The organism is Rothia sp. (in: high G+C Gram-positive bacteria), from assembly GCF_015265375.1.
Taxonomy (GTDB): domain Bacteria; phylum Actinomycetota; class Actinomycetes; order Actinomycetales; family Micrococcaceae; genus Rothia.
Window position 1 is genome coordinate 1 of the sequence record NZ_JABZXW010000033.1, and the last position, 25,862, is coordinate 25,862.

General features: G+C 59.7%; 19 protein-coding genes. 6 read left to right on the plus strand and 13 right to left on the minus strand.

Annotated features, from left to right (window positions below):
- Positions 1-248: 248 nt before the first annotated feature.
- The 5 genes from HXO69_RS05610 to HXO69_RS05630 all read right to left on the minus strand — a co-directional run bounded on the left by HXO69_RS05610 (position 249) and on the right by HXO69_RS05630 (position 7,582).
- Positions 249-2,189 carry a S8 family peptidase gene (locus tag HXO69_RS05610; protein ID WP_296545817.1) on the minus strand — a complete coding sequence of 647 codons (1,941 nt, stop codon included), beginning with the start codon at positions 2,187-2,189 and terminating at the stop codon, positions 249-251.
- Positions 2,190-2,884: 695 nt separating this feature from the next.
- Entirely contained in the window at positions 2,885-4,030 is a 1,146-nt protein-coding gene (purM, locus tag HXO69_RS05615) for a phosphoribosylformylglycinamidine cyclo-ligase (protein WP_044150117.1), read from the minus strand.
- Positions 4,031-5,782, minus strand: coding sequence for an amidophosphoribosyltransferase (purF, locus tag HXO69_RS05620; RefSeq protein WP_296545819.1), 1,752 nt, complete (start codon positions 5,780-5,782; stop codon positions 4,031-4,033). It abuts the gene before it with no gap.
- A 241-nt stretch (positions 5,783-6,023) separates the two neighbouring features.
- Complete coding sequence (locus HXO69_RS05625; protein WP_296545820.1) at positions 6,024-6,452, minus strand: sterol carrier family protein; 429 nt, start codon at positions 6,450-6,452, stop codon at positions 6,024-6,026.
- A gap of 2 nt (positions 6,453-6,454) precedes the next feature.
- Positions 6,455-7,582 carry an asparaginase gene (locus tag HXO69_RS05630; protein ID WP_296545821.1) on the minus strand — a complete coding sequence of 376 codons (1,128 nt, stop codon included), beginning with the start codon at positions 7,580-7,582 and terminating at the stop codon, positions 6,455-6,457.
- Positions 7,583-8,131: 549 nt separating this feature from the next.
- On the opposite strand from HXO69_RS05630, the gene HXO69_RS05635 reads away from it, so the two are divergent.
- The 3 genes from HXO69_RS05635 to HXO69_RS05645 all read left to right on the plus strand — a co-directional run bounded on the left by HXO69_RS05635 (position 8,132) and on the right by HXO69_RS05645 (position 11,097).
- A complete protein-coding gene (locus HXO69_RS05635) occupies positions 8,132-8,467 on the plus strand; it encodes a hypothetical protein (RefSeq protein ID WP_070593821.1) in 336 nt (111 codons plus the stop codon).
- Between the two features lie 151 nt (positions 8,468-8,618).
- Entirely contained in the window at positions 8,619-9,902 is a 1,284-nt protein-coding gene (purD, locus tag HXO69_RS05640) for a phosphoribosylamine--glycine ligase (RefSeq protein WP_296545823.1), read from the plus strand.
- 268 nt (positions 9,903-10,170) lie between these two features.
- Positions 10,171-11,097, plus strand: a complete 927-nt coding sequence (locus HXO69_RS05645) for a phosphoribosylaminoimidazolesuccinocarboxamide synthase (RefSeq protein WP_294628882.1) — start codon at positions 10,171-10,173, stop codon at positions 11,095-11,097.
- 106 nt (positions 11,098-11,203) lie between these two features.
- On the opposite strand, the gene HXO69_RS05650 is transcribed toward HXO69_RS05645, so the two are convergent.
- From HXO69_RS05650 to HXO69_RS05675, 6 genes are all read right to left on the minus strand, one after another.
- Positions 11,204-12,361 carry an ABC transporter permease gene (locus HXO69_RS05650; protein WP_296545824.1) on the minus strand — a complete coding sequence of 386 codons (1,158 nt, stop codon included), beginning with the start codon at positions 12,359-12,361 and terminating at the stop codon, positions 11,204-11,206.
- Positions 12,362-13,138 carry an ABC transporter ATP-binding protein gene (locus tag HXO69_RS05655; protein WP_296545826.1) on the minus strand — a complete coding sequence of 259 codons (777 nt, stop codon included), beginning with the start codon at positions 13,136-13,138 and terminating at the stop codon, positions 12,362-12,364.
- Position 13,139: 1 nt separating this feature from the next.
- A complete protein-coding gene (locus HXO69_RS05660; RefSeq protein ID WP_296545827.1) occupies positions 13,140-14,354 on the minus strand; it encodes a peptidoglycan-binding protein in 1,215 nt (404 codons plus the stop codon).
- A gap of 210 nt (positions 14,355-14,564) precedes the next feature.
- Positions 14,565-15,476 carry an adenylate cyclase gene (locus tag HXO69_RS05665; protein ID WP_296545831.1) on the minus strand — a complete coding sequence of 304 codons (912 nt, stop codon included), beginning with the start codon at positions 15,474-15,476 and terminating at the stop codon, positions 14,565-14,567.
- Positions 15,477-15,794: 318 nt separating this feature from the next.
- Positions 15,795-16,643, minus strand: a complete 849-nt coding sequence (locus HXO69_RS05670) for a FadR/GntR family transcriptional regulator (RefSeq protein ID WP_294602954.1) — start codon at positions 16,641-16,643, stop codon at positions 15,795-15,797.
- A gap of 221 nt (positions 16,644-16,864) precedes the next feature.
- A complete protein-coding gene (locus HXO69_RS05675) occupies positions 16,865-18,538 on the minus strand; it encodes an L-lactate permease (RefSeq protein WP_296545828.1) in 1,674 nt (557 codons plus the stop codon).
- A gap of 842 nt (positions 18,539-19,380) precedes the next feature.
- Between HXO69_RS05675 and HXO69_RS05680 the strand changes: the two genes are divergently transcribed.
- Genes HXO69_RS05680 through HXO69_RS05690 form a run of 3 tightly spaced genes read left to right on the plus strand, consistent with a single transcriptional unit; the run spans position 19,381 to position 22,464 of the window.
- Positions 19,381-20,175 (plus strand): (Fe-S)-binding protein, encoded by a 795-nt coding sequence (locus HXO69_RS05680; RefSeq protein ID WP_005504630.1) that lies wholly within the window; start codon positions 19,381-19,383, stop codon positions 20,173-20,175.
- Between the two features lie 16 nt (positions 20,176-20,191).
- Positions 20,192-21,820: a LutB/LldF family L-lactate oxidation iron-sulfur protein gene (locus HXO69_RS05685; RefSeq protein ID WP_294630196.1), complete on the plus strand. Its 1,629-nt coding sequence runs from the start codon at positions 20,192-20,194 to the stop codon at positions 21,818-21,820.
- Positions 21,820-22,464 carry an LUD domain-containing protein gene (locus HXO69_RS05690; RefSeq protein ID WP_070691147.1) on the plus strand — a complete coding sequence of 215 codons (645 nt, stop codon included), beginning with the start codon at positions 21,820-21,822 and terminating at the stop codon, positions 22,462-22,464. Before HXO69_RS05685 ends, HXO69_RS05690 begins: the two co-directional genes overlap by 1 nt.
- A 228-nt stretch (positions 22,465-22,692) precedes the next feature.
- Here the strand turns inward: HXO69_RS05690 and HXO69_RS05695 are convergent, their stop codons facing one another.
- Both HXO69_RS05695 and HXO69_RS05700 read right to left on the minus strand, forming a co-directional pair.
- Positions 22,693-24,252 (minus strand): molybdopterin-dependent oxidoreductase, encoded by a 1,560-nt coding sequence (locus tag HXO69_RS05695; protein WP_005504634.1) that lies wholly within the window; start codon positions 24,250-24,252, stop codon positions 22,693-22,695.
- A gap of 641 nt (positions 24,253-24,893) precedes the next feature.
- Positions 24,894-25,862, minus strand: a 969-nt coding sequence (locus tag HXO69_RS05700) for a cation:proton antiporter (protein WP_296545830.1), incomplete at its 5' end; no start/stop codon positions are given.

Here is a 25,862-nt window from a genome sequence, read left to right on the forward strand (position 1 = left end):
CCCCTCGTACCCGTCGCGTCCGCGTCACGGTCACACTCCGCGTTACCGTTCCTGGTACGGTGCTTCTGCGAACACCTACCCGAGCAGCGGCTACCCGAACAATGGTTACCTGGGCTTCGCGACCGGTACCCACCGCTAGTCACTGTTACTAGCCGAAACTCTTTTTAGATGCGAAAAGCCCCCGATGATTTCTCTCATCGGGGGCTTCGCTATGCCCGTGAACCGGGTCTGTCTACGCTACGGGTAGCTTAGTGCTGATCGTCTGCTTCGCGGGGCTTCTGTGCGGGGTTGGTGACCAGCGGCTCGTCCTGGGTGACGGGCTCGGCGTCACCGTTCAGGTCTTGGACCTGGGCGTCTTCGGGGATTTCCATGGCGGGTGCGCCGGGAATTCGGTCGTAGTCACCGGTGAGGGTCTCGCCGTTGGTTCCTGCCGCCTGCGCTGTTGCGGTAGTAGTTGCCTCTGTAGCTTCACCGGTATCGTCCGCAATCTTGGTGTTAGATGCTCCGGCGCTCAGGCCCTTAGAAATGATCTTGCGCGGTCGCAGATAGGTCACCCTGCCGTTCGCGTCCAGGTTTCCAGCCTTTTTCGCCAGGTTGAAACTGTTGATAATGCCGCGGCTGCAGAAGACCTTGTCGCATTTGATGCGATTACCTCCCGCGAGGGTGAACGCTCTCTCGACCTGCTGAGTGGTCATGGAGGTACCGTTGACCAGCTGCTGCGCGAGCAGAGCGGAGACGTGCGGCGCCGCCATGGAGGTGCCGCTCTCGTAGACGTAGGTGAACTTGGTGTTATCCGGGCGGTCGAGGCTGTTCACGGACAGGGAGAGGATGTTCTCACCCGGCGCGGAGATATTGACCCTCGTACCGTAGTTGGAGAACGAAGCTCGTGTACCGGCCTTGGTGGTTGCGCCGACCGTGATGACGCCCATGCAGTTGGCGGGCGCGTACTTGGCGGCTTCAGTGTTGCCGTTACCCGCCGCGGCGACCACGAGTGCACCCTTGGAGCGTGCAATGTCGATGGCGCGCTGGTAGGCGGCGGGGCACCGGGTTACGGTGCCGATGGACATGTTGATGATCTTAGCGGGGTAGGTGTTGTCCGGCACGCCGTCAACGTGTCCGCCGGCAGCCCAGATGATCGCGTCGGCAATGTCGGAGGTGCGGCCACCACAGCGGCCCAGCACGCGTACGGGCTGCACGCGGGCGAGGTCGGCGACACCGACGATGCCCATGCCGTTGTTACCGCGGGCGCCGATAATGCCCGCCACGTGGGTGCCGTGCCAGGTGGAGGTGTGGGCGTTCGCCTGGTCCTTGCAGAGGTTGTAGGGTGCGTAGTCGCCTTCATCCAGGGGGTTGGGGTCGCGGCCGTTACCGTCGCGGGCGCTGAGCGGGTCGCTGACGAAGTCGTAGCCGTTCGCCATGCCGGTGACCAGGTCGGGGTGCGGCACGTAGCCGGTGTCGAGGACAGCGACCTTCACGTTTGCGCCGCGGCGCAGGCGCGCGTTACCGGTGTTCTGCACGCCGGTGGTGGGGTTGGTGAGGTTCCACTGCTTGCTGTACTGCGGGTCGTTGAACTGGAAGGTGATGTCGCCTTCTGCGGCGGGGTAGTTGATGTAGTCGGGCTCGACGGAGGCTACGTCCGGGTCGGAGGCGACTTTCGCCATGAACTCCTTTGCCTCGGTTTTGTTGAGGGTTTTGGAGGTCTGGATGACGGCGTCATCGGTGGAGGTGTTGTGCAGGAACTTGGTATCGACGTTCAGTGCTTCGCTGACGACATCGACGGTGTCCATGATGTCGTCAACAATGCCGCGGACTGCGTCCCAGTCGCCGTCGCGCTGCATTTTACGCTGCTTGGCTTCGTTGGTGTAGGTGACGATGAATCGGTCGAACACCTGCTGAGGGAGCGTTCCGGGTGCCGCCGCGGTGGGGGTGTTGGGGCGTGCCGCGCCGTTGCGCGCGAGGGTGAGGGGGCTGACCGGGCCTTCGATCTGGGGCGCCGCCTGAGCTGCTGCCAGGATGGCTTCGTCGCTGGGCGCCTGCGCGAGGACGGCGGGCAGGTCACCTCCGAAGAGGATGGCGCCGGCGGCGAGCAGGCTCAGTGCCGCGCGTGCGGGGCGCTTGCGGTGGCGGTTATCGGTGCAGGGGCGAGGAGGTGTTTCAGCGCGGCGCGCGCCGATGTATGGAAGCCTCATCTGGTTCTCCTGATGTAGGTGGTATGCGGACTGTGTGATGTGTACTGGTGTTTCCGTCTGCAGGCGCACGGGGGTGCGGATAGGGTTTTTACGGGGCGGCAAAAGGGGCCTATTTTTGGGCGCGCTGAAGTAATAAATGGGGTGAGGGAATAGTGTTTTGTGGACCCTTTTTTCGTACCGGAAGAACTCTTTTTTGGACGGTGTGCAACGTACGTTTCTAAGGTATCACTTCAAGGTGAGCTTGAGGGATTTTTGAGGTGCTTTTCACGGGTTAATGTGCAGAAAATCAACCCGTGGAGGCTGAATAGCGCCCAATAGTTGAGAGTTTATGTAGGTAAAGCTTGAGGGTTAGGGTATGCGATGCGGGCTGTGCGGTGCCTCTTGCGAGTCGGGGAGAAAAGTAAATGTTTTAACACTGTGGTGTAAGCACTGGAATGCATTAAAAATGCAGTTGATAGCAAAAAAATAAAAATAGCCTGAAATACGCGCGAAATTAAATAAAAACCCGGTGGCAAAAACGCCGGGCAGCGCACACCCCCGGCAGCGCACACCCCCGGCAGCGTGCGCCTCAGGCAGTGTGCACCTCCGGTAGGCACACAAAAACCGGGGCGGCCACCGTAGAGGTGACCGCCCCGGCATCAGCAATTATCAGCACCAGTCAGGCTGGCGCTCGCTATCTACTGGAGAAAGCGTCCTTAGGATGCGTAGGAGCCCAGCAGGCGAACCGCGCCGCCGTCCACGCCCTTAGCGCCCTGAATGTAGTCGGCGCTGTTTGCCTCAGGCTCGCCGGCGGCAACAACATCGCCCATGATCCAGGAGGGGATACCGCGGTCGTTCAGGCGCTTGGTAGCAGCCTCAGCCACGGAGGGGTCAACGATAGCGATCATGCCCACGCCCAGGTTCAGGGTGCGCTCCAGGTCAGCCAGGGGCACGTTGCCCAGGGAGCCAATCAGGGAGAAGATCGCGGGAATCTGCCAGGTGGAGCGGTCCACGCGACCCTCTAGGCCCTGAGGCAGAACGCGAGCCAGGTTAGCGGCCAGGCCGCCGCCGGTCACGTGCGAGAAGCCGCGCACACCGCTGCCGGTGGTGCCGTCTTCGCCGTTGACGGGGAATGCAGCCGCCAGGTCCAGGCAGTCCGCAGCGTACACGCGGGTGGGCTCGAGCAGTTCCTCACCGATGGTGCGACCCAGCTCGTCCACCTGGCGCTCCAGGCCCCAACCGGCAACGTTCAGGACCTTGCGGACCAGGGAGTAGCCGTTGGAGTGAATACCAGAGGATGCCATAGCGATCAGCACGTCGCCTTCGCGCACGCGGTCGGGGCCGAGCAGCTCGTCAGCCTCGACTAGGCCGGTTGCCGCGCCCGCAACGTCGTACTCGTCTTCAGCGAGCAGACCGGGGTGCTCAGCGGTTTCGCCGCCAACCAGGGCGGTACCAGCCTGTGCACATGCGCCAGCGATACCGCGCACAATGTCAGCGATACGCTCGGGAACGACCTTGCCGGTGGCAATGTAGTCGGTCATGAACAGGGGCTTAGCGCCGCACACGACGATGTCGTCCACGACCATGCCGACCAGGTCGTAGCCGATGGTGTCGTGAATATCCAGAGCCTGCGCGATAGCGACCTTGGTGCCCACACCGTCGGTGGAGGTAGCCAGGTAGGGCTTGCGGTACTTGACCAGCTCGGAGACGTCGTACAGGCCCGCGAAGCCGCCCACGCCACCAACGACGGAGGAGTTGTGGGTCGCCTTGATAGCGCCCTTCATCAGCTCAACGGCGCGATCGCCAGCCTCTACGTCAACGCCTGCGCTCGCGTAGGTTACGGTGGTGGTGTTCTCGCTCATTTAGGATTCCTTCGGGGTAGTGGTAGCGGAGGAGTTTGCGGGGGTGCGGTCCTGCTCGGTGAGCAGCGATTCGAGGTCGGCGTCGGGGCCGGGGTTGCACATGCCCATGCCGGCATCGTCTGCAGCAACCTGTACTGCGGAGGCGTCGAACTTCGTCTCGAGAGTTTCGGTGCCTTCGCGGGTCTCAATGGAGACCGCCTCGGCGTGCTCGGGCTTGGAGGGGACGGGGCGTTCCACGGTCACCTCTGCCGCCTTACCGGCGAGGGGGCCGCCCTTGCCCTTCTCTTCGGAGTCGAAGAGGGACTTGCCGCGTCGTTCCTCGCTGGGCAGCTCAATCGGGTATTCGCCGGTGAAGCATGCGGTGCACATGTTTTCGGCGGGCTGCTCGGTGGCTGCCATCATGCCGTCCTGGGAGATGAAGCCGAGCGAGTCGGCACCCAGGGAGGAAGCGATTTCGTCCACTGACAGGCCGTTCGCAATCAGCTCTGCGCGGGATGCGAAGTCAATACCGTAGAAGCAGGGCCACTTGACGGGCGGGGAGGAAATACGAACGTGAACTTCCTTCGCGCCGGCTTCACGGAGCATACGCACGAGGGCGCGCTGGGTGTTACCGCGAACGATGGAGTCGTCAATCACGACGAGGCGCTTACCCGCCACCACGGACTTCAGCGGGTTCAACTTGAGTCGAATACCCAGCTGGCGGATGGTCTGCGAGGGCTGAATGAAGGTTCGACCCACGTAAGCGTTCTTGACCAGGCCGTTACCGTAGGGAATACCGGACTCTTCGGCGTAACCGATAGCGGCGGGAACACCGGATTCGGGGGTGGGCATGACCAGGTCAGCCTCAACAGCGTGCTCCCGGGCGAGCTGACGGCCCATTTCTACGCGGGATTCGTAGACGCTACGGCCGGAGATGGTGGTGTCCGGGCGAGCGAGGTAAACGTACTCGAAGACGCAACCGGCGGGCTTTGCCTCAGCGAAGCGCTGGGAACGCAGGCCGTTCTCGTCGATGGTGATGAATTCGCCGGGCTCAACTTCGCGCACGAAGGACGCGCCGACAATATCGAGTGCCGCGGTTTCGGAGGCGACAACCCAGCCGCGCTCCAGGCGACCGAGCACGAGGGGGCGAACGCCCTGCGGGTCGCGTGCGGCATAGAGGGTGTGCTCATCCATGAAGGTGAGGCAGAAAGCACCGCGCAGGGTGGGCAGCAGGTCAAGTGCTGCTTCTTCGAGGGAATCGAAGTCGTGCTCCGCCAGCAGGGCGGTGACGAGTGCGGTGTCGGTGGTGTTGCCCTGGGCGAGCTCGCCGTGCTTGGGAGGCTTGCCGCCATTCTTGGCAATCACTCGGTCGTAAAGGTCAGCCGAGTTAGTGAGGTTACCGTTGTGCGCCAGGCAGAGCGTGCCGTGCGGGGTGGTACCGAGGGTGGGCTGTGCGTTAGCCCAGTGGGATGCGCCGGTGGTGGAGTATCGGGCGTGGCCGATAGCATGGTCGCCGGGCATGGAGCTGAGGGTGGCTTCGTCAAAGACCTGGGAGACGAGTCCCATATCTTTGTACACGTGGATACGTTTGCCGTTGCTGGTTGCGATACCTGCTGATTCCTGGCCGCGGTGCTGGAGTGCGTACAGGCCGTAGTAGGTTAGCTTTGCCACGTCCTCGCCGGGTGCCCAGACGCCGAAGACGCCGCAGGCGTCCTTGGGGCCGTGGTCAATCGGATCGAGGTCGTGAGTGAGTTTTCCGTCGGGGCGAATCAATTCACTGTCTTTTCGACGATGGGACTGCGGATGCGTCTGCGCGGGCGCAAGACGGATGTGTGTTTCTGTACTCGCACCTGCCTGTGTGTGCGGTAGCATACACCAGACCCTTAAAAGTGTACCGGGTTTCAGTCTAGACGTGGTGAAGGATACGCTAAATACCTCAGTATGGACGGCTATTAGCGGCTTCTGGCGGCAGGAAGCTACAGAAGCCGCGAAAACTCGGGGTCTTAAGCAGCACTTAAAAGAGCGTCAGCAGGGTAGAGAGGTCGCTACGCTCGCCGGAGGCGTCAAGCACCCCGGCGGCAACCGCCTGCTCCCACGAGCAGGCGCCCAGCACCAGTGCCGCCCAGACCGCGGGTGAGGTCTCCACGACCGAGGGCGGGGTGCCTCGCGTGTGGCGGGGGCCCGCCACGCACTGGGTCACGCCCAGCGGGGGTACGCGCACCTCCACGCTATTGCCGGGGGCGAGGGTCGCTAGCTCTTCGAGGGTGAAACGTACGAAGGTAGCGCGCACGGAGCGGGGGAGCGCGGCAAACGCCTGCGCTACCTCGGTGGGCACAGGCGCAGCAGGTGTTGCGGAACTATCTTCGAACGAGGCGAAGAGCGCACGCACCTCACGCACCGCCGCCATGCCCGCCTCTTCGCTGGTTTTGCGTCGAATTGCCACGGCTACTTTCCTTCCGGGGCGCCGTTAGAGAGATCCTCGCGGGTGAAGAGCTCATCATGCATGCGCAGCTCGCCGACCTCAACCGGCTTGCCATCCACGTAGCCGCCGGTCACCGGGGGAACCACCAGCGCAAGTAGGCGCTCGCATTCCTCGGCGCTCAGGTAGCCGCCAGCGGCGAGAGCACGCAGAGCCACGGCGTACATGGCGCGGTGCGAACCGTCGCTCATCTTCACCACCACGGATGCGCCCGAACGCAGACCAATGCAGAGCACGCCCTCCGCACCGCCCTTGACGATCGCGTCCAGTTCTTCGCTGAGCACGGTGTCGGGGGAGCCGGGTGCCTGAATCAGCTCGGGGTAGTCCACCATGGCGGTCGCGACCGTGGAGGCGCGCGCATCCGCCCCGAGATTACGGATTGCCGAACCCAGGGTCGAGTAGGCGCGTGCGGCACCCAGCAGAGAAACCGCGTGTACGGGCGCGCCGCAGCCGTCCACGCCGATAGCCGCTACCGGTTCGCCGGTAAACGCCTCAATTTCTTCGGTAATGACCCGCTGCAGCGGGTGTTCGGGGTCGAGGTAGTTGTGCAGGGTCCAGTTCTGCGAGCCCTCTTCCAGGTCGCCGCGCTCAAGCTTGGCGGTGCACGCCCACAGGAATGCGGCGTGCTTGCCGGAGCAGGGGTGCGCCAGGGCAGTGGCGGCAAGGTTTGCCTGAATCATTGCCTGACGTGCCTGCTTATCAGAGGGGAGTGCGGGCTTGAGCGCCAGGTTCGCCGGGGTGAGCGGGTTGGTTTCGGTGCTGCCCTGGGTGAGTACGTCCTGTACGGCGCGCATCTGCTCGAAGGTGCCGCAGTGCGAGCCGCAGGCGATAGCGACCTGGGAACCGCGCAGGGGTGCACCCGCCTTCATGGAGCCGATAGCCTGTAGCGGCTTGGCGGCGGAGCGCAGATAGAAGGGCTCATGAATGTCGCCGAGGGCAAGCTGAATTTCGCCGTCGGGGCCGAGCAGGATGAGGCGGCCGCGGTGGCGTGCCTCAACAAAGTTGTTGCGGGTGAGCTGCGCGAGTTCTACGTCGAAGGCGCTGCTCTGATTGATGGTGTGAGTGGTGGCCTGTGAGGTGGTGCTGTTGGTCATTCTTCTAGTTTAAACGGGGCGTATTGCATCGCCCTATTTGTGCGGTGAAGGGTGGCTGAAAACGGGATTTTATATGCACCTGATAAGGAGTGTGAGGAAGCGTATATCCCTCAAAAGGTTGATTTTATGAGTCACTCATTTTTATAATGGTAGGGTGCTCATCGCGCAGAACACCTTCAAAGGTGGCTCTGAGGCAAGCATCGTGAGCGAGGTACAGCCCGCACGATTCCCCTACTACAGGTAGCCTCCGCATCAACCCTGCGCACCGCATAGGACCGACCGACGTATAGACGTCACCGCCCAAATATATGGCGAAGACCAAGGCAGCGGCATATGAGCTTTTTCTCCACTTACCCACCCCTGAACGGTACGCTGAGCCCTCGCGCGCTCGCTTGCCACCCCCACCCTAAACCTCACCCTTAAGGTGAATATGCCGGTACGAAGCATAGGGTTTAGAACTCGGGGTTTACAGGGATTTTGCACCGTCACTTTCAGCCACTTTTCTAGGTGGCTCATACGGCGCACACAATTACGTAAAGGAGTACATCCATGGCAGAGCAGCACAACACCTCTACCTCCGCACAGAACTCTTCCCCCAAGGGCGGTTTGAGCGCAGAATCTGAATTCCACGCAAAGTTCTTCCCCATCCTGGCCCGTGTTGCTTCTGTGACTGCAGTCCTGATGTACGTCTTCTACTTCCCGCAGATTATCGGTAACCTGAGCGGTCACAAGGGTGACTGGATTCAGCCTCTGGTTGCGGCTATCAACTGCACCCTGTGGGTTCTGTACGGTCTGTGGCGCCCCAAGAAGGACGTCCCGATCATCATCGCGAACGCTCCCGGTATTGTCTTCGGTGGCCTGGCTGCTATTACCGCCCTCATCTAGTGCTTTAGCTTGATTCGGTAGCTTCGGCTGCTAAGCTGTGCGGCTCTTCTCCCAGCGCGCATTCTTGCGAATGTGCCGCTACATGAGAAGAGCCGCATTTTTAGTGTGCTCAGCTCACATTTTTGAGAGGGTACCGGGTACCCTAAATACTATGAAGGTTTTGGTACTGGGCCCCGGTGGCCGTGAACACGCTATTATCCGTGCGCTTCTGCGCGACCCTGAGGTGACTGAGGTGCACAGCGCCCCCGGCAACGCCGGTATTGCTCAGGATGTTCCCGTCCACGCAATTGATGCGAATGATCCCGCCCAGGCAACCGCCCTGGCACGCGAACTGAACGCCGACCTGGTCGTTATTGGCCCGGAGGCACCGCTGGTCGCCGGTGTTTCTGACGCGTTGCGTGAGGCGGGTTTTGATGTTTTCGGCCCCTCTGCAGCTGCCGCTCAGCTGGAGGGCTCTAAGGCTTTCGCTAAGCAGGTCATGGAAGAGGCATCCGTGCCGACCGCCCGCGCCTACGTGGCAACGAACGCCGCTGAGGCGCAGGCGGCACTGGACGAGTTCGGTGCACCCTACGTGGTCAAGGACGACGGCCTGGCTGCAGGTAAGGGCGTTGTGGTGACTGAGGACCGTGCTGCGGCGCTGGAGCACGCTCAGGCATGCTTCAACGCCGGTGGCACCGTGGTCATCGAAGAGTTCCTGGACGGCCCCGAGGTGTCCCTTTTCGTCATCTCCGACGGTAAGAACGTTCTGCCGCTGTCCCCGGCTCAGGATTTCAAGCGCATCTTCGATAACGACGAGGGCCCGAACACCGGTGGTATGGGCGCCTACACTCCGCTTCCCTGGTTGCCCGAGGGCTTCGTGCAGGAGGTCGTGGAGAAGGTTGCCCGCCCGACCGTTGCACGTATGGCTGAGCGCGGCACCCCGTTCGTGGGCGTGCTCTTCTGTGGCCTGGCCGTGACCAGCCGCGGCGTGCGCGTTATCGAGTTCAACGCCCGCTTTGGCGACCCCGAAACCCAGGCGGTTCTGGCGCGTCTGCGCACCCCGCTGGGTCAGCTGCTGCGTGCGGCTGCTCGCGGTGAAATTTCTGAGGGTACTGAGCTGGAGTGGGATCCCCGCACCGCAGTGGACGTGGTCATGGCTGCTGAGAACTACCCGGACACTCCCCGCAAGGGTGACGCCATCTCCGGTCTGGATGAGGCGAACGCTCTGGAGGGCGTGCACGTGATTCACGCGGGCACCGTGGTTTCCGGCGAGGAGATCCACACCGCTGGCGGCCGTGTGCTGGCTGTTGTGGCGCTCGGTGAGAACCTGGGTGCTGCCCGCGACGCCGCATACGAGGGTGTTCGCGCTATCTCTTGGGCTGGCGCGCAGTACCGCACCGATATCGCGCTGAAGGCTGTGGAGAACCGCATCCAGATTCCCGCCCCGCGCGGCTAAAACCTAAGGTGACCGGCTTCCCCGCTTGAGGGTGGGGGAGCCGGTCGCTTCTTTGCCACTCGCTTCTTAGCTTTGTGCCGCCTCAGCTTTTCCCCTGTCCATTTCCTCGGCTCGGGGCGCTGGCGGCGACGACCGGGGCAGGTTGGGCTCTCAAGATTGTGCCGTATTGATGCCCAATTGGCACTATCGGGAGCCGTGCCTGTCGCGGTATTGTAATTACACAGACTTTTTGCATCCACATCACACCACCTCATCAGGAGAAATTCTCATGACTTCTCGTTCTAACCCCGTGGAGATTCCTGGCTGGACTCACATTTATTCCGGTAAGGTCCGCGACCTGTACGTTCCGAATGAGGAACGTTTTGACGCCACCGGCCTGACCGTCAATGATGACGCTGAGCTGCGTGCCGGTTCGGTCATGGTTGTCGCCTCGGACCGTATTAGCGCGTTTGACCGTATTCTGCCCACCGAGATCCCGGATAAGGGCAAGATTCTGACTCAGATGTCCCTGTGGTGGTTTGAGCAGCTTAAGCAGGTTCCGAACCACGTGCTGTCCACTGACGTTCCGGATGTTGTGGCTGGTCGAGCAATGATTTGCCGCTCCCTGAACATGTTCCCGGTGGAGTGCATTGTGCGCGGTTACCTGACCGGTTCGGGTCTGGCTGTGTACAACGAGACCGGTGAGATTGCTGGTGTGAAGCTGCCTGCGGGCCTGGTGGATGGTTCCCGCCTGGAGACCCCGATTTTCACTCCGACCGGTAAGGCTGAGGTGGGTGAGCATGATGAGCTGGTGACCCGTGAGGAGCTGTACGCTGAGGTGGGTCAGCCGGTGGGTGAGCGCCTGGAGGAGCTGAGCTTGAGCCTGTACACCACTGCGGAGAAGATTGCTCGTGAGCAGGGCATTATTCTGGCGGATACCAAGATGGAGTTCGGTACCGATTCGTACCGTGGGGAGATTACCCTGGGTGATGAGGTGCTGACCCCGGATTCGTCGCGTTTCTGGGATGCTCAGCAGTATGAGCCGGGTCGTCCGCAGCCGAGCTTCGATAAGCAGTATGTGCGTGACTGGCTGCGTTCGCCGGAGTCGGGTTGGGATGGTTCGGATAATGTGCCGCACCTGCCTGAGGAGGTTGTGGAGAAGACTCGTGCCCGTTACGTTGAGGCGTATGAGCGTCTGACCGGCACGAAGTTCTAAACTCAATATTTCGGGCTGAATAGGTCTTTGATAAAGGGCGGTGCCCCGGAAGATCAGTCTTCCGGGGCACCGCCCTTTATTTGCTGGGCATTTATTTGCTGGGCACTTATTGCAGGAGCTCAAGCGGCTGAACCTTCGTTGCCGCGTAGGCAGGCAATGCACCCGCAACGATGCCCACAGCCAAGCCGAGGAAAGGAATCCCTAGGATAAGGGGCGGCAGAGATAGCGCCCATCCGTTGAGAAGGCACACAACCCAGGAACCGAGAACACCGAGGATGAAGCCTCCAAGAGCGCCCAGGGCCCCGAGGAGAGCCGCCTCCGCAAGGAAGCTGACCGCCACATCTCGCCGTCCCAACCCTAATGCACGGTTAATGCCGATTTCCCGGCGGCGTTCCCAGACCGAAATCTGCATGGTCATCACAATGCCGAAGCTTGTCGAAGCGATAAGAACCACCAGAATGATGGTCGTAAGAGCTCGGCTATCCTTCGTCAAGGAAGCACGAAGAGTCACCGGTGAAGGCGGAATCTCAATGTTTGTATCAACGGGGGAACGTTGCGGATCGAGTACCTGCTTGAGCTGTTCCGCGACCGTATCTGCACTTCCTGGATTCACGATGACGTCCATACCGCGTTGCAGGGTGTGGGCTTGCGGCAAGAAAGTGGAGGTGGTCGGCAGAATAAGAGCGCTACTGAGAGCAGCGTTTTTACCGCCGTCACGGATAATGCCGAGCACGTAAGCTCGCATTCCGTTGACCTCAATCATGTTCCGCCCGGGCTCAGTACTGACCCCTAGCTCTTTTGCGAGGGCAACGCCCAGATAGACGGTAGGCTCACCGGGGCGTTCGCGGGCAGGCTCCGAAAAGTGCCCTTCGACAATGTGCGCACCTCGTGCTTTCAAACCTGCTTCTGAAACGATTGCGAGGGGTGTCTGTTGGCCCTCCTGCCCCGGCCTGTTGACCTGCGGACGCGTTGTCTGCGTATCAATGGTGACTGTACCGGCAGCTTTAACCTCTGGAACTTGGTTAACGCGCCAGAGCAGTTCATCCTCCGGTATATCCCAGGTTTGCGGCTGGAGGCGCACACCGAGCCGGGTGGAATCGTAACTGGCCAGCTGCGAGCTCGTATTGAGCGCCGATGACTCGCTGACGCCCACCAGCATGATGATGGTGGTTGTTCCCGCGAGCATCGCCAATACCGTGAGCAGGTTGCGGCGCCAACGGCGAACAACTGCAAGGAGAGCGTAGTGAAGGTTGTTCCTTAGCATCTATCCTCCCCTGACAACGGGTTCTTTGAGCGATTGGTGGGCCGGTTCTTCGGGACGAGTGAGTTCGGGGCTAACGAGCATCCCATCGACCATGTGTAACTGCCGGTCGCAGCGAGCCGCGATATCGGGTTCATGGGTGATGATGACCAGGCTTTGCTTCTCCGCACGCCCGGCGAGGAGCAGATCCAACACCTTGTGAGAGTTTTCAGTGTCGAGGTTTCCTGTAGGCTCATCGCACAGCAGGATGCGTGGGGCACAGGCTAACGCGCGTGCGACCGCGACTCTTTGCTGTTCACCGCCGGACATATTGCGTGGCAGAACCTCCAGACGGTGCCCCAGACCCACCTGTTCGAGTGCCTGTAACGCACGCTGATGTGCCTGACGGCCCGGTACGCCGCGCATCCGGAGGGTATGAGCAATGTTCTCGGTGGCGTTCAGATGAGCGATGAGGTGGTACGCCTGAAAGACGAAAGCAATATGCTCACGGCGTGCCACAGTTCGCTCGGCGTCGCTGGCGGTGCCCATGTTCTGACCTAGTATTTTCAGCTCACCTTCGGAGGGCTGATCGAGCAGCCCGATGATGGAGAGGAGCGTAGATTTTCCACTTCCGGAGGCGCCGGTAATAGCCACCGATTCACCTTCATGAATGCTGAGGGTTGCGTTTTTTAGCGCCCAGGTGGAGGGCGGAAAGAAACGCGCAATATTGCGGCACTCGATATTAGGTTTTGTTGCGGTAGCGCTCGCGGGGAGGGCACGTTCTGTCTCGTGATGAGGCATTTTAGCGCTCCTTCAGCTTCACGACGGTACCTGCCTTGAGTTCTGCGGCGGGGTTGACGAGCTCGCAGATTCCGGCGGAGCACACACCGAGGGTGACGGGAACGCTCTGACCGTTATCCAGGGTGATGGAGTGCGTTCCGTTTTCTTCGGTTTTGACGGCGGCTTCGAGCACCGCGAGGGCGTTTTCAGCGCCTCGGTTGAGCGTGACGGTTGCTTGAAAACGTGTTGATGCCGTCGTGTTTTCCGGCAAGTCGATTGTGATGGGGTAGCGTTTCCGTGCGGTAGCTCCCGATGCGGAGGTGTCACTGTTAGGTCGCGCGCTGTTCTGCACGCCGTTGGAGGCACCTGCGTTAGCGCCGCCGTCAGCATTCGTTGAGCCTTCGGGTGTGAGGGCTGCGCCTAGGGTGCCTTCGAGCGGACTTCCGTTATCGGTAAGAATCTGGACTTTCTGTCCCTCAGCGAGTTCATTGCTGAGAGCGCTACCGTCCGCGGAGAGTACCAGACGGTATCCACCCGCGGATAGGGTGCACAGCGCCGGAGTTGAGGTTTGGCCTTTGGTGCCGCAGCTGTTGTCTACGGTGTATTCATTGCCGTCAGCGAAGAGGTATTCAGAGAGCGGCAGTGCGGTGCTGTAGCGTCCTTCTTCGGTTCGGTCAGTATCCCCGGGAGGGTAGTAGCCACGATCCAGGTAGAAACGGTAGACAGCGTTGGCGGTTGCTTCGCCGTAGTTTCCCTCCTCATCCCAGATACTGTAGCCGAGCGATTCTAGAGCTTCTTGGAGCTGTTTAACGTCATCGCCGCGAGCGCCTACGGCAAGGTCGCGGTAGGCGGGAATACTACCCTTGAACGCAATGATGGGACGCTCATTGATAGTAGTGATAATTGAGCCGTTACTCAGCTGGGTACCCGCCTTGGCGCCGTCCCTGGTCACCACTCCTTGAGGGGTTCCTACGGTGTAGCTTCGAGCGGGTGACACGCTGACTTCTCCCGAGTAGGTGCGGGTAACAGTCTGCGTGCTGATTCGGGTTGTTAGTTGCGCGGCGCGGGACGGCTGCGCATTGGATTCAACATTGGTGCGTAGCCCCGTGTTGAGCGCGTAGATGGAGAACCCGCCGGTGATGACGAGCAGAATGACGAGCACCGGAACCAGGTAGGCGCGTATGGTTGCCGTCGTAGCGGCGCGGCGGGGGTTTTCTGAACTCTGCTGCGTGTTCATGGGTTCACCTTTCTGCGGTGAAATATGGGGCGGGACTAGAGGTAATTGCTGAGGGAAACAACGTGGCGGGGACTGAATAAAGGGCTGTATCCTCTGCCCTCATCCGCTGGTGAAAGCGGTTGAGAGCAGAGGATCGGTAGAAAAATCTCGCTAGAAAATGTCCAACGAGGAATCAGCGTTTACTATTTGCCGTCGGCTAGTTGCCCTTGGCTAGTTGCCGTTGAGTAGAGCTGCGGCACGCTCCTGGGCCTGACGTTCGATATCGCGTACTTCAAGGATGAGCGGCTCATGCTCATTGAGCCAGGTCGCAGCCTTTTCGTAGTAGATATTCTGTGCCTTAGTCAGGATTCCAGTGGACTTTTGGCAGTTGTAGTCGGCGTGAGCTAGGGCCTGCTCTTCCGCATTGGCGGCTACATTGGTTGCCTTGTACTTACCCCAGGTTTTCTCTGCGTAGCTGGGAGCATCTCCGAAGTGCTGGATGTCGGCGTATCCGCTTTCTTTCATGCATGCACCGTAGGTGGTGTCATTACGGTAGTATTTCCCCATTTCTTCTACCGCGTTGTTTTTGGATCCGCCCGTGTTGAGTTCGTTAACGAAGTTGGTGTATTTGAGGTAGTTTTCTGTTGAGCCGAAGACAGCTTCTGCCGCACGTCCGAGGCATGAATCTGTTGCCATGCTGGTCTGGGCACCGTTACTCATCGTGATGGTGACAGTTTTGCTGTCTGGGGCTTGAGGGTCGCCTAGGAACGCCTTCTGATATGCGGGGTTTTCCATCGCGGGTGCATTGCTGGAGCTAGCGTTGCCCTGCCGGGTGGACCAGTATCCATGGGTGGCCGCTTCTTCGTTGGCGAAGTGGGCGCCACTCATCGCAAGTTCATGAACGGAGGAGCCGTCAATAATGTTCTGGCTACCGGAGTAGGTGAAGGACTTCTCGCTCATACACTTTTTGACCTCGTTGACGAGGGCCACGTTAATATCCGGGGAGGGATTCTCGTAGCTTGCCAGGACATTGCGAATGTCTTGCTTAACTTCAACGGTGGTGGAGCAACTCGATACGCCCAGGCAGCAGGCAATACCGATAAGGACGAGGGGTGTGAAGGGCTTCTTTGCCATGGACTTCACCTTTCTCAAGCATCATTGATGGGCGAGAACCGGCAGTGATACGGGCGTATCGTGAGGGCTATCTACAGACCAGCTATATGGTGTAAACCTGCGTTTTGCGGAGTAGAAGCATCATGAGCCGATTACTAAGTATGATAGAGGACAACCCCCCCGTACAATAGACACACAAGATGTATTTATGACGTATAGCACCTATAAGAATGCATGTAAAAGAGCTTATGGATTAAAGGGCGGTGCCCCGGAAGACTGATCTTCCGGGGCACCGCCCTTTAGCTATGTGGGGTTATGAGAGCGAGGTACGCAAGCAAGGGGTGCACCTTAGCTGTTGTGCACGCCTTCGTGGCACAAATCCTCGTGCAGAATATCCCTCGCCGGATGCTGCCGCGCCCGCTCCTCCGCAGCCCGGTCAGACAGCGAATAGAACCACGTAATGTGCTCGCAGACCCGCTCATAGGCTGCCTGCTCATCATGAGAGGCAATCGCCTCAATAATGCCGTAATGCTGCTGCTGCAACGTGCGCTTGACCGCCTCCCAATCCTTCAGGAAAGGAACCGCCTCCTGCACATAACTCATCGTCGCCATATGCAGAGAGTCAATGACCGTATCAAGCACAATATTGCCGCCGAGCTTCGACAGCTCATAGTGAAAACGCGTATCGCAGAAATGGAAGCGCTCATCGCTGATCTGCTCATCCATCTCCGCCAGGTGCACGCGTGCCCGCTCCAGCGCCGCCGCACGCTCCGGGGAATCCGGCGCCGCAGCTGCCGCCCGGGCGGCGGGGCCCTCCAACAGCAGACGGGTTGAGACGACATCCTTCACTGGCAGGCTGCGGGTCGCAATGTGCATGCGCAGCGCCCAGCTGAGCGCATCCGACGGCTCCGAAATGATAATCGCACCCGACTTCGGGCCCGAACCCGTGCTAGAACGAATCAGACCCAGTGCGTTCAAAACCCGAAGGCCCTCACGCACCGAAGGGCGGGAAATACCGTGCCGCGCCGCCAGCTCACGCTCGGAGGGGAGCTTATCGCCCACACGCAACTCACCCAGGCGTAGGCGCCGCTCAAAGGTCTCCAGAATGATGCTGTAGCTGCGGTCCGCCAGAATCGGCTGACGCTCAACCACAGGGGGTGCCTCTGCAGGCTGGGTGTCGTCATAAGAACGAGGCATACTCTCTCCTGATAACGAGGCGGATAACGAAAAGAAGTCTCGACTCAGCATGTTCTCCCAAACTATTGGGGCAACCTATCGAGTCATAAGGGGCATAAAAAGCGGGGCGGCGATACCGGAAAGGTACGCCGCCCCGCTGTGGCCTCCGGTCAAACCGGGGCGAATGTCCTACTGTTCGTGAAGCGGATGCTTCAGGGACTCTCTAAAACCTGAGCTTCAGATTAGGGAATCATGAAGGACAGCACGTTGGTCTGCAGGAAGACCAGGACGCAGACGAACAGGAGCATAGCGAAGGACCAGGGAAGAACAGCCTTGAGGATGTCGGATTCCTTGCCCTCCATGTCCACGGAGGTAGCAGCAATAGCCAGCGACTGCGGGGAGATCATCTTACCGACCACACCACCGGTGGTGTTAGCAGCCAGCATGAGCTCGGGGGTTGCGCCGTGGATACCTGCGTGCTGCAGGTTCTCAGCAGCAGACACCTGCAGCTTGGCGAACAGTGCGTTCGCGCTGGTGTCCGAACCGGTCACAGCGGTACCGATCCAGCCCAGAGCCGGTGCGAGGAACGCGTAGATGGTGCCCAGGCCTGCCAGGAAGGTACCCATAGCAATGGTCTGACCGGAGAAGTTCATGACGTATGCCAGTGCCAGAACCGAAGCAATGGTCAGGATGGACCAGCGCATGCGGTAGACAACGGAACCGAACTCGGTGAAGATTGCCGGGAACTTGAAGGCGTAGCGGCCCTTCTCGTTGAAGAAGAAGTAGATGACCGCAACAACCAGACCGGAGATGATCAGCAGGGTGCCGGGGTTGGACATCCACGCGAAGTTGTAGACAGCGTCCTTGACGGGCTTGCCGTCAGCGGTGACGAGGCGGGAGCTCAGAGCCTGGATATCAATCTTGATGACGAAGCTCTTCAGCCATGCCTTCAGGCCAGCGTGCAGGTTAGCAACACCGAAGATTGCAACGACGATGACGTAGGGCAGCAGTGCCATCCAGACGCGAACGGCGGGCAGAACTTCCTTCTCTTCAGCCTGTGCGGGCAGACCGTAGCGTTCACGAACGCCTGCGACGCCGCGCGGCTTCCAGAACTGCAGGAAGACAACAGCAACACCCATGGAGACGATGCAAGCAACAACGTCGGTCAGGTTGTATGCGGGGGTAGCAGCGGTGACCCACTGTGCAATTGCGAAGGAGACACCGATGACCAGTGCGGGCAGCCATGCGTCCTTCAGACCCTTCATACCGTCAAGGATGACGAGCAGGATGAGCGGAACGAGCATTGCCAGGAACGGAGCCTGGTGACCAACGATGGTTGCGATAACGTGTGCGTCCTTGCCGCCAACGTCAGCTGCGGTGGTAATCGGGACAGCAACCGCGCCGAATGCCACGGGGGCGGTGTTAGCGAGCAGAACGGTAATAGCAGCCTTGAGGGGCTTGACGCCCAGGGCGAGAATCATGGTTGCGGTAATTGCAACGGGAGCGCCGAAGCCAGCCAGTGCCTCGAGCAGACCGCCGAAGCAGAATGCGATGAGGATAGCCTGGATGCGCAGGTCGCCGCCGCCGAGGCGGTCGAAGACGCGGCGCAGGTCTTCAAAGCGGCCGGAGAGAACGGTGAGCTGGTAGAACCAGATTGCACCGAGGATAACCCAGCAGATGACCAGGCCGTAGATGCCACCGCGGACGGCGCTCAGACCGGCGAGGTCAGCGGGCATGTGGAAGCCCAGGATTGCTACGAGGATGGATGCTGCCAGTGCCACGAGTGCGGACCAGTGAGCGCGTGCCTTAACGCCCAGTAGCATCACAAAGAAGGTGAGGAGGGGAATGGTTGCCACGAGTGCGCTGAGGCCGAGGCTACCTCCCACTGCATTGGTTACAGCGGTATAAGTTTCCACTGGAACTCCTTTGGTTCAGGGTGTGTCTTGTGTGTGGTCAGACCATAGATAATTCTGTGGGGAACGAGTCATTGTTCCCTGCACGGGGATGTGGTCAGACCATTGATCGCATGTTTAGAAGAGTACCGGATAATGTGGTGTTTCACCAAAAGTGACCTGACTCATTTTCACAGCTAAGGGGTGCTTGGTGGGGTTGAGCCCTGTGAATTTACCGAAATATTGCGACTCTGACAGTTAATGCCAGCTTCTGAAACTCAGATATTTCTGAGGGCGTAATGAAATGGGTGTATGAGTGATTGGCTTATCCAGTAAGAAATCTCCAACTGTGGGCACATTCCCGAAAAGAATGTTGTGTTAAAGAGGAATCACCCCACGAAACAATCATTAATGCTTCAGAAAGGCGGATTTCTAGGGGGTTTAGCTGCAGAAGATGTGCGTTTGATAAATGTTCAATAAATAAAGAGGCATAGGGGATAGGGTGAGGCTGAAAACTAGATGAGGTCATATATACCGGAAGGTAGGGAAATATACCTTAAGGTCAGGTTGACCTAACCGGTTATTTAACAAGGAAAGTATGTGCTATTCCAACTAGAGAAAAGCCGCCCAACGGTGTTAAATGGCTAGGAAGATAAAAGACATCACCACGGTTTCTGATCCCACCGCATCCCACCTCCACTTGGGGCGCGCACATTAGCCGGAACCATCCGGCCCAGCTTCCCCGACTCAATACATCTGAGTCGCTTCTTTGGAAGACCGAACTTGTTCGGACTGTGCCCCGCCTGCCCCAGACGCAGGCGGTGAGACCGAGAAACTCTGAACACAGAGGAAAGGACGGACAAGTCATGCGCATTGCACTCTTCTCCACGTGCATCGTTGACGGCATGTACCCCCGCGTAGCACGCGCCACCGTCGAAATTCTTGAGCGCCTGGGCCACGAGGTTGTCTTCCCCCCGAACCAGACCTGCTGCTCTCAGATGCACGTCAACTCCGGCTACTTCGATGACGGTTACGAAGTCATCAAGAACCACGTTGAAGCTTTCGACTCCTGGGACTGGGACGTAGCTGTTGCGCCCTCCGGCTCCTGCGTTGCTTCCCTGCGTCACCAGCAGGCAATGGTCGCACGTAGCCGCGGCGACGAAGCGCTGGCTCTGAAGGCAGAGCAGATCGCTTCCCGCACCTTCGAGCTTTCCCAGCTGCTGATCGACATCCTCGGCATCACCAACGCTGCCGAGCAGCTCGGCTCCTACTTCCCCGAGCACGTCACCTACCACAGCTCCTGCCACGGTATGCGTATGCTCGGCCTGGGCACCCGCCAGCAGGACCTGGTCCGCACCGTCGAAGGCATCAAGTACACCCAGCTCGAGGGCATGGACCAGTGCTGCGGCTTCGGTGGTACCTTCTCCTTCAAGAACGCTGACGTCTCCGGCGCAATGGTCAACGACAAGGCAGACAACGTTGAAGCAACCGGTGCTTCCGTCTGCACCGGCGGCGACTGCTCCTGCCTGATGAACATCGGCGGTGCGCTGATGCGTCGCGGCTCGGACGTTCAGACCATCCACTTCGCTGAGATCCTCGCATCCACCAAGGAAAACCCGCTCAAGATCAACTCCGAGCGTGTTGAGCTCTCGATCGGCTAAGGAAAGATAAGACCTCATGACCGCTATTCAGCTTGGTATGCCCAAGGTCGTTCACTACGGCGAGGGCAACATTTTCGAAGAAACCCCCTTCCCCAAGTACGCGAAGGAAGAGCTCAAGAACGAGCAGCTACGCGCCAACCTGCGCTTCGTGACCCACGCGATCCGTAACAAGCGCGCACGCGTCACCGCAGAGGTGCCCGACTGGCAGGACCTGCGTAACACCGGTGAGTCCGTCAAGAACTACGTTCTGGCGAACCTGCCCGAGCTGCTCGAACAGTTCGAGCGTAACTTCACCGCCGCAGGCGGCCACGTGCACTGGGCACGCAACGCCACCGAGGCAAACCAGATCGCTCTGGACCTGATTCGCGAGCAGGGTGTGGACGAAATCATCAAGATTAAGTCCATGGCAACCGCAGAGACCGGCCTGAACGAATTCCTCGAGGAAAACGGCATCAACGCTATTGAGACCGACCTCGCGGAAGAAATCGTCCAGCTCGGCCACGACCGCCCCTCCCACATTCTGGTGCCCGCAATTCACCGCAACCGCCGCGAAATCCGCGACATCTTCCTGCGCGAAATCGAGGGTATCAACCCGGACATCACCGATGAGCCGGCAGAACTGGCAGAGGCATCGCGTAACCGCCTGCGCAACAAGTTCCTGAACACCACCGTGGCAGTTTCCGGTACCAACTTCGGTATTGCTGAGACCGGTACCCTGACCATCGTGGAGTCCGAGGGTAACGGCCGTATGTGCCTGACCCTGCCCGACACCCTCATTACCTTCATGGGTATTGAGAAGATTCTGCCCACCTTCCAGGACTACGAGGCGTTCCTGCAGCTGCTGCCCCGTTCCTCCACCGGTGAGCGCATGAACCCCTACACCTCCATGTGGACCGGTGTGACCCCCGGTGACGGCCCGCAGAACATGCACGTCATCCTCATCGACAACGGCCGTACCGCCGTTCTGGCTGACGAGCTCGGCCGCCAGGCACTGCGTTGCATCCGTTGCTCCGCTTGCATGAACGTGTGCCCCGTGTACGAGCGCGCAGGCGGTCACGCCTACGGCTCCACCTACCCGGGCCCCATCGGTGCGATCCTGTCCCCGCAGCTCTCCGGTATCGAGGCAGCGCACAACAACTCGCTGCCGTACGCATCCTCCCTCTGTGGCGCATGCTACGAGGTCTGCCCCGTGAAGATTAACTTCCCCGAGGTGCTCGTGCACCTGCGCGCTAAGGACGTCGAGTCCAAGCACGCTGTCCGCGAGTTCGAGGGCAACAAGAAGGCTCCCTTCTCGCAGATGGACGGCATGATGCTCGGTGCGAAGAAGCTCTTCACCTCCGGCAAGATGATGTCCATTGCAGAGCGTGGTCTGCCCATGTCCCGCCTCATTACCGGCCGCAAGCACAAGATCACCGCTGTTCCCGGTATCGTCGGCGGCTGGACCGCTTACCGCGACATCCCCGAGCCCCCCAAGGAATCCTTCCGCAACTGGTGGAAGAAGGAGAAGGGCCAGGCTCCGGCACGCGATAACGCACAGCGCGTTGACATTCAGGCCCTCATCGAGGCCAACAAGGGTAAGGCAGCTGAAGCGGCTGCAAACGCTAAGGCTGCTCAGGAAGCCCGCGAAGCTAAGGAGAACAACTAATGTCCTCTGCTAAGGAAGATATCCTCGCACGTATCCGCTCGTCCCTGGCTGACGCACCCGTCGCCCCCGAGCCCGTACGTAACTACCGCCGCGTCAGCGAGCTGAACGAAGAGCAGACCATTGAGATGCTCGTCGACCGCCTCATTGACTACAAGGCAAATGTGTTCCACGCGAACAAGGAGAACATCTCCGAGGTCATCGCAGAACGCCTGGGTGAAAAGTCCACCTACGTGGTTCCCGAGGGCCTGAACATGGAGTGGCTGCCGGCTGACACCGCTGACCGCAAGCGCGTCACCGACTCCGGTAGCACCCTCAAGCCCGGCTGCCTGACCCTGAAGGAACTGGACGCAGTTGACGCTGTGGTGACCGGTTCGACCGTCTCCTGCGCAGAGACCGGCACGATCTTCTTGAACACCAACCCCGATGAGGGTCGCCGCGCCATCAGCCTGGTGCCCGACCACCACATCTGCGTGGTGCCCCGTTCCACCGTCGTGGAGCTGGTCCCCGAGTCGATCGAGCGTATCACCTACACCCGCCCCGTGACCATGATTTCCGGTCCGTCGGCAACCAGTGATATCGAGCTGATCCGCGTGGAGGGCGTGCACGGCCCCCGTACCCTGGACGTCATCATCTACGACGCCTAAGGTACAGCGCCAGAAGGCAAACCTCTAAAGAAACCGCCCGAGAGCTAAGGCTCCCGGGCGGTTTCTTTATGCCCTCGCGACGTCTAGCCGCAGAAGCGAGGCGCCAGTTGTGAGCGCACAAAAACGGTGGCGGGCCCATGTTTCCCGCCACCGTTCTGTGCTTTATATGTTCAGCGCTTTATAGGGTGGTGTATCGACGGTTAGCGTCGTAGCGCCCCGCGGGGGTGCTTAGGCGCGTGCGTCGAAGTGCTGCAGACCGGAGTCCTCACGGCTACCGCCTTGGCCATCGCCAACATCGTGGTAGTCCTTGATCCACTCGATCTTCTGAACCCACTTGACCATCTTGTAGCCGTGCATGGAGTCCGCACGCAGACGGAGCGGGCCGCCGTACACATCGGGCAGGGGCTTGTCGTTCATGCCCCACGCCAGGATGGTCTCATCTTCCATCGCCATGGAGATGTCCAGGCACTCGTAGTAAGGTTCGGTCGGGCGGCCGTCGTAGGTGTGGCCCACGTGGCCGAAGGAGGTCACCATAACGTAGCGAGCCTCGTCGGTCTTCTCGACCAGTGCGAGAACGTCGCGCAGGCGCACGCCCTCCCACTTGGCGATGCCGGTCCAACCCTGCATGCAGGTGTGCATGGTGATGTTGACTTCCTTGCCCAGCTGCTTGAGCTCGTCAATGCTCAGGGACTTGGATTCCTTCACCAGGCCGCCCAGCTCGAGGCGGTAGTCAACGAACTCGTGCTCCTTCAGGCGGTTCCACTCGGTGCTCTCACGCTCTGTCGGCGGGCGAGTGTTAACCCAGTGGAAGGGCGAGATGTCGGCATCGGTGAAGGTCTTCTTCTGCACCTGACGGGAGGTGATACGGTCCAGCAGGACGTTACGAATCGGCTGGGTCAGACCCCAAATGAAGGTCTGGGTGAATCGCAGGTCGCGCAGGGACCAGTACGAAGCGAAAATCCACAGAGCCACAGCGAAGACAATGCCGCCAATGAGCATGGTGACTGCCTGAGCGAACTGTGCTGCGTCGACCTCGTTGTAGGGCTTGTTCAGCATCATGTGGGCGATGTTGTACTGGGGGTGAACCACGAACACCAGCGCCACGTGAATGACGGTGAAGACGCAGTAGAACGCCATGCCCAGGAAGTGGATGGAACGTGCGGTCTGGCGGTTACGGAAGAGGCGCACGTAGCCGGGGAAGCGGCCGCAGAATGCCGGGCTCATAATCGGGCCGGTTGCAATCATCAGCGGTGCCACGATGAACACCACGGTGAAGTACATGATCTGCTGCAGAGCGTCGTACGGCTGGAAGTGCTCAATCGAGGGAATCTGGAAGCCAGCGTAAATCTGGATGGATTCCCACGCCTGCGGGATGATGTCCCAGCTGGTCGGGACGATGCGGCGCCACTGACCGGTCAGGAACAGCAGGGAGACATATACCAGACCGTTAACAATCCAGATGACGGTCACCAGCGCGTGCCATGCGCGGCCCAGACCAATCTGGGCTTTACCGGGCAGAGAAATCAGGGGAGACAGGGTGCGCTGGTCATCGCGCGCAGTAAATGCGCCGGGGGTGGTAGGGACCTTGTCCTTGGTGAACTTAATCCACTCAGAACCCGGGGTGCAGTGGTTGTTCCAGTACAGGCGGGGGTGAGAGGCGAGAACTTCCCAACCTGAACGAATCAGGAAGCCCATCATAATGAAGTTGATAAAGTGCGTAATTCGGAGCCAGGCCGGGAAGTCCAGCTCTACGCCACCAGTGCTCGCGGTGAGGAGTAGTTGGTGCATGATATTTCCTTCGGAAATGACTGTGTGTGCAGACAATCTTTAGGATTCAGTGCGAGGCCTTTGAGATGTGAGGTTAGAAATAATTACCTTTCTGACCCATATGATCCTCCTCCGTGGTTGGGAGCCGCCGGGGGTATCGTCACGGATACTCCCGAAAGGGGCGCCTCCCGTGTGTGAGAGGGGAGGTGCTCCAGCTCCCGCTGGGGCGGAAGCGACTCTGTGTATGTATGTTGGTTTATGTGTGTTTTAGGGAAATTCCCTGTCCGCTTTCAATTTTATAGGACAAAGTGTCAGTCGTGAAAGCTAAGACACGTCATGTTCTGTAATATTTGCATAAAAAATCCGAATTTAAGGAAGATTCTTATCTTTCCGCGGTTTATAGGGTCTTTCGGGCGCAAAAAACCCACAGCAGCCTCAGGAGGGGATGCGGTGGGTTTTGATCCTATATGTGGGATGCATGTTGGTTTGCAGGGCTTTAGCTGCCTGGTATTGTGTGGTTTTATAAATTCAATCCCACATAAGGTTGGGGTGACTGTAAGCGGGGTACCCGCTCAAACCGGTTCGTACCCGATCTTGAAATGTCGAACCGCAACCGTAGCCGCTGCTAGATCTCTGCAGAACCCGTATTCTCCGCAGAACCCTTACGCTTCTTTGCTACGCTTCTTTGCCTCAGCCCGAGAGGCTGCTCGAGACGCAACGCTAGAACCAGCGGAAGCGCCCGTAGCCTCGGCAGAACCGGGCTGAGCATCAGCCGGGGACTCAGATTCGGGCTGGGTCTCAGAATCAAGCTGGGGCTCGGAGCCAGGCTGGGACTTCAAACGAACCACCGGAATCATGCCCGTGGCAAGCTTCGCCTGCGCATTACGCTGAGCCTTCAACGCATTCATCTGCTCCTTACGGCTCGGCTCCTGCTGAATCGGCTGACCAGAACCAAACGTCTGACGAATACCCAACGCCCATAGCGGGAACAACAGAACCGTCAGCGCGCCGCCGGCAACCAGCAGCGACGCCGTGGACTCCTCCAAAAGATCCGAACTGGTCGCAACCTCTGTCACCGCCACAATAATCGGCAGACCCGCAGCCGAATACAACGCCAACTGCGCCTTCTGCGCGCGAGTAGTCAACCCCGAACGGGTATCGAAGAAATGCTCCGCCAAAAGAACCGGAACGCCGCGGCACAGCAGAATACCCACCACCACGGCAAGCAGACCCAAAGGCTTAGCCACCACAGCAGAGACATCAATGCCCATACCGCTGACCACGAAGAACAGCGGAATCATGAACGTAAAACCAACCACCTCAAGGCGGCGAGTCATCATATGCAAAGCCGCTGGAGGGGTCAGGGTACGCAAAATCAGGCCCGCCGCAAAGGCACCGAGCACCGCATCCAAATCAAAGAGGGCAGTGCACATGATCAAGGTCGCCAGCAGGAACATCGCAAGACGCAGAACCGTCTGACCGGTCGTATTCGCCTCCGCAGCCATAATCTGACGCAGACCCGGCACATGCGCAAACAGACGATGCGGAATCAACGCCACAATCACCGCCACCACCATAAACGCCAGCAACACCACGATCGCCATGCCCGGCGAACGCGAAGACAGCAGCAG